The sequence below is a fragment of the Streptomyces sp. NPDC059564 genome (assembly GCF_042735575.1).
GTDB lineage: Bacteria > Actinomycetota > Actinomycetes > Streptomycetales > Streptomycetaceae > Streptomyces.
In genome coordinates, this window is the sequence record NZ_JBHWBP010000402.1 from 1 (window position 1) to 6,522 (window position 6,522).

9 protein-coding genes and 1 pseudogene are annotated in these 6,522 nt (G+C 70.1%); 4 read left to right on the top strand and 6 right to left on the bottom strand.

Annotated features, from left to right (window positions below; translation table 11 throughout):
• On the top strand, nt 1-563 hold a 563-nt coding region (locus tag ACFV0Q_RS36490; protein WP_385011565.1), incomplete at its 5' end, for an MFS transporter.
• A 94-nt stretch (nt 564-657) separates the two neighbouring features.
• Here the strand turns inward: ACFV0Q_RS36490 and ACFV0Q_RS36495 are convergent.
• A pseudogene (locus ACFV0Q_RS36495) lies at nt 658-858 on the bottom strand (Tn3 family transposase); the annotation flags it as partial.
• A 32-nt stretch (nt 859-890) separates the two neighbouring features.
• Nucleotides 891-1,241 (bottom strand): VOC family protein, encoded by a 351-nt coding sequence (locus ACFV0Q_RS36500; RefSeq protein ID WP_385011567.1) that lies wholly within the window; start codon nt 1,239-1,241, stop codon nt 891-893.
• A 1,327-nt stretch (nt 1,242-2,568) separates the two neighbouring features.
• Between ACFV0Q_RS36500 and ACFV0Q_RS36505 the strand changes: the two genes are divergently transcribed.
• Nucleotides 2,569-2,784 (top strand): DUF6243 family protein, encoded by a 216-nt coding sequence (locus tag ACFV0Q_RS36505; RefSeq protein ID WP_385011569.1) that lies wholly within the window; start codon nt 2,569-2,571, stop codon nt 2,782-2,784.
• Nucleotides 2,785-3,041: 257 nt separating this feature from the next.
• Here ACFV0Q_RS36505 and ACFV0Q_RS36510 read toward each other — a convergent pair whose 3' ends face one another.
• Entirely contained in the window at nt 3,042-3,473 is a 432-nt protein-coding gene (locus tag ACFV0Q_RS36510) for a hypothetical protein (protein WP_385011571.1), read from the bottom strand.
• 465 nt (nt 3,474-3,938) lie between these two features.
• Between ACFV0Q_RS36510 and ACFV0Q_RS36515 the strand changes: the two genes are divergently transcribed.
• Both ACFV0Q_RS36515 and ACFV0Q_RS36520 read left to right on the top strand, forming a co-directional pair.
• Nucleotides 3,939-4,514 (top strand): hypothetical protein, encoded by a 576-nt coding sequence (locus tag ACFV0Q_RS36515; protein WP_385011573.1) that lies wholly within the window; start codon nt 3,939-3,941, stop codon nt 4,512-4,514.
• Nucleotides 4,515-4,623: 109 nt separating this feature from the next.
• A complete protein-coding gene (locus ACFV0Q_RS36520; RefSeq protein WP_385011575.1) occupies nt 4,624-4,929 on the top strand; it encodes a LysE family transporter in 306 nt (101 codons plus the stop codon).
• Between the two features lie 43 nt (nt 4,930-4,972).
• Here ACFV0Q_RS36520 and ACFV0Q_RS36525 read toward each other — a convergent pair whose 3' ends face one another.
• The 3 genes from ACFV0Q_RS36525 to ACFV0Q_RS36535 form a co-directional block, all read right to left on the bottom strand.
• On the bottom strand, nt 4,973-5,623 hold the full coding sequence (locus ACFV0Q_RS36525) for an EF-hand domain-containing protein (RefSeq protein WP_385011577.1): 651 nt from the start codon (nt 5,621-5,623) through the stop codon (nt 4,973-4,975).
• A 190-nt stretch (nt 5,624-5,813) separates the two neighbouring features.
• On the bottom strand, nt 5,814-6,086 hold the full coding sequence (locus ACFV0Q_RS36530; protein WP_385011579.1) for a hypothetical protein: 273 nt from the start codon (nt 6,084-6,086) through the stop codon (nt 5,814-5,816).
• A gap of 45 nt (nt 6,087-6,131) precedes the next feature.
• Entirely contained in the window at nt 6,132-6,398 is a 267-nt protein-coding gene (locus tag ACFV0Q_RS36535) for a hypothetical protein (protein ID WP_385011581.1), read from the bottom strand.
• Nucleotides 6,399-6,522 lie beyond the last annotated feature (124 nt).

The following is a 6,522-nucleotide window of genomic DNA, read 5'->3' on the forward strand; positions in this document are numbered from 1 at the left end:
TACTCGCCCTCTTCGCGCAGGATCGTCTCGGCACCGACACCTTCGGCTTCGGCCTGCTCCTCACGGCGGAGGCCACCGGCGGTCTGCTCGGCGCGGGCATCGCCTCCTTCCTCGGACGACGACTCGGCACCGGCACCGCGCTGACCTGCACGGCGGCAGTCGAGGGGCTCGCCATCCTGGGCCTTGCCGCCGCCCCGAACCCCTACGTCGCCGGCCTCGCGCTCGCCGTCTGCGGAGCGGGCATGGGCGCCACCATGGTGCTCGGCCCCTCCCTCCGACAGGCGATCGTCCCCGCCCACCTGATGGGCCGGGTCGCCTCCACCTCCCGCATGCTCTCCATGTGCGCCGCCCCGTTCGGCGCCTTCCTCGGCGGCTGGCTGGCCACCACCTACGACGTCCGCACCCCGCTCTACACCGCCGCCGGCCTCCTCCTCACCATGACCACCGTCACCGCCACCATGACCAGCAACCGCCGGGTTGAGGCGGCGCTGCGTGCCGCCGCCCCGGCCGATGATCCAGATCACGCGGAATCCCGGGATCCCGCTCAGGAGCGTGCCATTTAGGGCTCCGCGAGGTCGCTGAGCCAGTGCCAAGCCCGGCTCGGCGTTCCTCCCCCTCGGCCCGGAGCGTCGGGTGCCTGGCCTCCACAGGAAGCAACGCGTGGCCCAGCGAGCCGGGTGCGCCGCCGTCACGGCCGAACATCCGCGGCAGGTCGTAGGCCCGGACCTGGTTGGTGATGTGCGATCCGGCGACCCGGAGCATGTCCGGCCAATGCGTGGCGATCCGCTAGAGGTTCACCTTGTTGCAGACGACGGCCTCCAGCGAGCCGTACCTGTCCGTGGGATCTCGTACACCCGGAAATTCGTCACTCTCAGCTGAGTGCTGTGGGGTCACAGGCTGTGGGCGATGGGGTGCAGCGGTTCGTACAGCGGGAGTTCGGCATGGCTGGGGAGCCGGATCGCGGTCAGTTTGCCCCAGCGCTGCTCGCTGACCGGACGGGTGATCTCGACACCCTGCGCGCGGAACTGGCCGAGCTGGGCGTCAAGGTCGTCGCACATCAGGAAGAACTCGTGCTCCGGCGGACCGTCGGTCGGGTGCACCGCCACCTCGGCCGGGGGCAGCTTGAAGATGAGCCAGCCGCCGCCCGCGTCGACGCCGGGAAACCCGAGGACGTCGCGGAGAAAGGCGCGGTCCGCCTCGGCGTCCTGGCTGTAGAGGATGACATGTGCACCGCTGATCATGGCTGGCTCCTGCCCCGTCGACGTGCTGGCGGTCGTGCCCCCGGCATCCTGGCACGCTCAGGTCCAAGAAGACCTTCGACTGCATTCGATGACACGCCGACTGAGTTGCAGAACAACGTAGGGAACGTTGACGGATGCGAGTTTCACGCCTGGTCAGGCCCGCGACGCGGGATCAGCCGCCGAAGCGTGTACCGGGTAGCTGCGAGACCGAGAGGTGGCGCGAGGGACTGCCGCCTTCTGCCCGACAACTGTTCGGCGCCTCGCCCCGCGAATCGGGGCCAAGGCATGGGGCTCAGGGCATGCTCGTGAGTGGCCAGGGGTTTGGGGCGTTGCGTCGGATCGCGGCGCGTATGTGGACCATGGCCAGGATGGCGCTCATGTGGGTCTTGCCCTCGGTGTACCGGACATGCCCCTTGCAGAACCAGAGGGCGTTCTCGGGATGCCCCGCATGATCGAGAGGTGGCTCTATCGCACGGAAGTACACGAGCGTGAACGTCTCGTCGTCGTGGTCCCTGTCGGACGCGTGGCAGATCGCGCAGTACGGGGGCATCACGGTTGGTCAACTCCACTCCGCCGAACGAATCATGATCGCAATCCTACGTTCGCCCTGGTCACCAGCGCGCCCGTCTCACACCCCCCTCGGTCTCGTACCTCCCAGGTGCACGCTTTGTCCCTGATCCCGCTTCACCGGGCCTGACCAGGCGTGATCAAACTTCCCTACGTTGTTCCGCGGCACCGGGCGAGCGCGCACAGGTCCTCGGGACCGAGCCCGCCGACGAGGACGGGGAGCCGAACCTCGGAACGTGGGTCGACGAACCAGCGCCGCCGGACCGCCACCCTGACTCCAAGGTCGGGACGCGGTGGGCATGATCGCCGTCGGCCCGCCCTCCGGTGCAACCCTCCCCATGACCGGCGCGGGATGCGGGAGGCGCTGTGCCTTCGCACGCTGAAGGTGGTCCCGTGACGGCGGGGCGCAAGTGAGATGTCTCTCGTTCCGTCAGTGTCCTCGCGACCACCGACAAGGGCCGCGGCGGCCGATTAGCCCATCTGGACCTGTCCCGGGCGGGCGGCGACCACCGGCGGGCGCTGGGATTCCCGGAGGGAAACGGCTGACCCCCGGGCGCTCGCCGAAGGCCCGGCCGACGCCGGAGCGGCGAAAAGGTTGGTGCGCGGGGCCGCCGGAACCGGGTAACGTCTTTGTCATGTTCTTCCAGACGCCGATTTACGAGTGAGAGCGTGACGGGCCCCTGCTGACGCCCTTCGACGTCGCCGCCCGTCCCCCACCGATGAATCCGTAGATCACTTCACATTTTTACCGGGAGAACCCGTGACCGTGAGCAAGAACATCAACAACCCCGTGGGCCAGGGCGGCGGCCAGCGCAAGAAGCTGTCCCGCGCCGAACGGCAGAACAACGGTCCGCACCGCAACCTCGACCGCCAGGGTGCAGCCGACCAGAAGGCGGAGCTGGTGCGCAAGATGCGCGAGAAGGCAGGCGCAGCCGAGGGCGCCGGGCAGACGGGCGACGACACCGCACAGAGCTGACGCGCGGCCGCCGCAGGGCGGCACCGCACGGGGCAGGGCCCGGACCGCGACGCGCGGTCCGGGCCCTGCTGCCGTATCGGGGCTCTGCTGCCGTTCCGGGCGCGGCCGGTCCCGGTCAGCTCTCGGCCGACCGCACGGGGCAGCGGCGGATCCGGCAGCCCCGTCGCCGCCACCACCCCGAGCCGCACCAGCAGCTCAGCGCGTTCCTCGTGCACGGCCCGGGCGACACCGCAGCTCTGGTTGGATGACTTTGCGGGCTAGGTGGCCAGGATGACGAGGAACTGGCCGCCCCCAGCCTGGATGTCGGCGGTCACCGGCATCCCCGGTACCAGTCGGGAGAACCGGTCCACCAGCCAATCCGCCGCCTCTTGGGCGTCCTTCCTGGTCGGACAACGGCCCACCATCTCGCGGCCACCCTTGCGCTCCAGCCTCTCGGCAACGGCGATCAGTGGCGCGGGTTCGACTACGTACAGGCGCTCCGGCCAGGCGATGACCACCTTGACCGCGCCCTTGCGGGTGTTGCACCCGCGGTGCGCGAGGCGCTCGGCGACCTTGGCCTTCCGGTCGGAGGTCCGGCTGTCGACACTGGGCCCCCGCGGGTCGTTCACCGACTCGTCGGGGTCGACCGGTTCGTCACACACCCAGCACTGCCATCCGTCGCGCTCGGCCACATCATCAAGGAGACTCATCCGAGCAAACTAGCGTGCCCGGCCGCCACCCGCGCACCAGGGCCCCGGCAAGGTCCCAACCTGAATCCCAGGAGTCTTGCCCGGGGTGGAAGCAGGAGAGCCAGGTCCCGGCGGTCTTCTGCTCGGACGGAGTGCCCTTGTCGGTGTGCCGGTAGGTCAGGTGCGGAGCGCCGATCCGCTGGATTGATCAGCCGTCGCGCCTTTCGGCGCTCCGCTTGCGGGCGGTGACCAGGGCGAAGTCCGGCTGGTGTCCGGCGCAGGCGCGTGCCCACAGCAGCCAGTCCGACGGTAGTCCCGGGACGGGTGAACCGGCGCCGGTCGGATCCCCTCTTGATAAGGGACCGAGGGGAGAAGTGCATGGCAGGGAAGACCGTTCCGGCAGCCGGGCGCGTGGTGGTGGCAGGGCTCCTCTGCGCCCTGATGGCGGGGTGTGGCAGCACAGCACCGGGAAGGGCGGCAGGACCTGTGCCCGCACCCTCCCTCTCGCCGACCGCCGACTGCGGCCTCGACACGACGACCGACGACCCGAGCGGCGGGTACGCGGGCCCGCCCACCGACCAAGAGACCGGCGGGTACGCCGGCCCGCCCACCGACCAAGAGACCGGCGGGTACGCCGGCCCGCCCACCGACCAGGAGACCGCCGGATATGCCGGCCCGCCCACCGACCAGGAGGCCACCGACGACCGCGCCGGTCCGCCGACCGACGGGGAGATCGGCAACGGAGGCGGCCCCTGCGGGCCCGCGGACTGGTTCGACATGACCCAGGACTTCCAGGCCTACCTCGGACAGCACCTCACCAAGGCCGACGACGGCACCGTCTCCCAGCAGTCCGTACGGGAGACCCGCGTCCGGAGGGTAGGCGCCGCCGGCGAGGCAAGGATCACCTTCTTCACTTACTTCACCGACGACGCCCTCAGCCGCAACGCCGCGCTCCGCCTGGCCCGGCTGTTCACCGACTGGCGGCGCGACGTCTACGGCGACACGGGCAGGGTGTCGGTCCGTACCACCGAGGGGACGGTGCTCGTCACCCTGACTTGGTGACCCCCGGCCAACGCTCGCCCCACACCGCCCAGTAGTGCGCGGCCCCGGCGTCCACCGTCCGGATCCCGCCCGGTCCCGGAGCCAGCGACAGCCCCGGGCCCGGCCGGCCGTGCCGGCTGCCGCAGAAGAGAGCGCGGACGCCTCCCGCGTGCAGGTCACGCTCAAGGGAGCCGGGATCAGCTGTCTGAACCCGAAGGCGCTGCTGCTGTACTTCTCGCTGTTCCCGCAGCTCATCGACACCGCCGACGGCTGGCCGGTCGCCGCGCAGACCGGACTGCTCAGCACGCTGCACCTGACCGCGTGCGCCGCCGTCTACCTCGCCGTCGGCGTCGTGGCCCACACGGACCTGAGGGAGAGCACGTACATGGAAGAGACCGACGCCGTCGCCCGCAGCAACCACCGTGGGTCGTTGTAGTGGGTTGCCTTCCGACCGGCAGCCGCCAGGCCGTCCCCTCGGGTCAGTACGGACCCCAGAGCCAGTTGCCCGGCGCATCGGGATCGGTGCTCTGGTAGAACTCCGCCACTGCCCCGCGCCACTCTTCACGCGTGAGGTATCCCTTCGCGTGCACGTCCATACGGGCGAACGCCCTGATCGTGTCGGAGCGGCCGATGCCGACGCCGACCGAGTACAGGTCGACGTACTCGTCCCTGTCGAGACGCCCGTTGCCGTCCATGTCGGCGAGATCGAAGAACGTGTCGGCGGTGGTCTCGATGCTCTTCTCGTACATGCCGGGGTCCGAGGCCACCGCGACCAGCCCCGTGGTGAACTCCTGGCGGCTGACCTTGCCGTCGCCGTCGGTGTCGAGACCGGCCATGGCCGACCAGTATTCCCGGATGCTCTCGTAGAGCCGCTCGGCCCGGTCCGATCCCGGCGTCACGCCGCGGAACCGTGTGTACCGCTCGGCCGCGTTGAGGATGCTGTCGGCGGTCAACGCGCCGCTCCCCTCGATGTCCAGGACATCGAACACATGGTGAAGCTTCCGCTCGATCAGGTCTGACATGGCATCCTCTCGACACAGGCGTTGCGACAGACAGTAGCCGCAATATTGCGCTGGGTGATAGTCGATCGCCTTACGGCCCGCGCTGGTTCCTCGGGTCAGCCGCGGCACAGGGGGTCGGGGCCTCCACCCAACGCACTGATGCCGGGAAGGACATCGCCGGGCGAATGCGGCGGGCCGTTCGCCGCCGTGGCGCCGCCGTCGGCAACAGTCACCCACCTACTCGTGCAACGGAGCGGGCCCAGGTCGCCGACCTGGGCCCCGGTCTTCTCTCTCACCCTCTTCTCGGGTGCGAGGAGATTCAGCCGTGCTCTTCCTCCTCGGCCTCCATGCGCCGGATTCCCTCGTGGGTGAGGGTGACCATCCCGGGCGTGTTGCCCGGCTCCCAGTCGACGGTGATCAGCCCTTCGCCCGCCAGGTAGGTGCAGGCGGCGGCCAGATCCTGTTCCGGCACGTGGAGGTCGCTCCGGAGCTTCGCTCCGGTGATGCCGAGGAGGCGGTTGCCTTCGACGGCTTCGTACAGGACCCGGAGTACCTGCTCGCGGTAGGTCTTGCGTTCGCGCAACGTGGCCATGACCGCGTCCTCTCGTGTGCGGGGTGGGCTACGGTCTCCGGTCCGTCAGATCTCGTCGGAGTGGGCGGCGCTGGCGACGGGGGTTCTGCCGGCGGCCGGCCAGGAGCGGGAAGGGCCGGCGGGTGTTTCCGTGTCCACGGTGAGGTGCAGGCGGGTGCCGCCGTCGAGGCCGGGGTAGCTGCGCTGTTCCGCGCCTGCGAAGCAGTGGCGAAGCGCCTCCGCGACAGCGCGGGCGGCTTCGGGTGTGTGCGCGATGATCCGGACCTCGGCGTGTCCGAGTGACGGCGGTATCTGGGTCTCGATGTACTTCACGCGGGCGTGTTCCCTTCGGAGTGGGCGTGGAATTCGGCGGGTGGGCGCGGGGGCGCCCCCCCCCCCCACCCCGGCGGGCGGAAAACCCCTTCCACACCGGGCGGCAAACCTGCGGTGGGGGCGA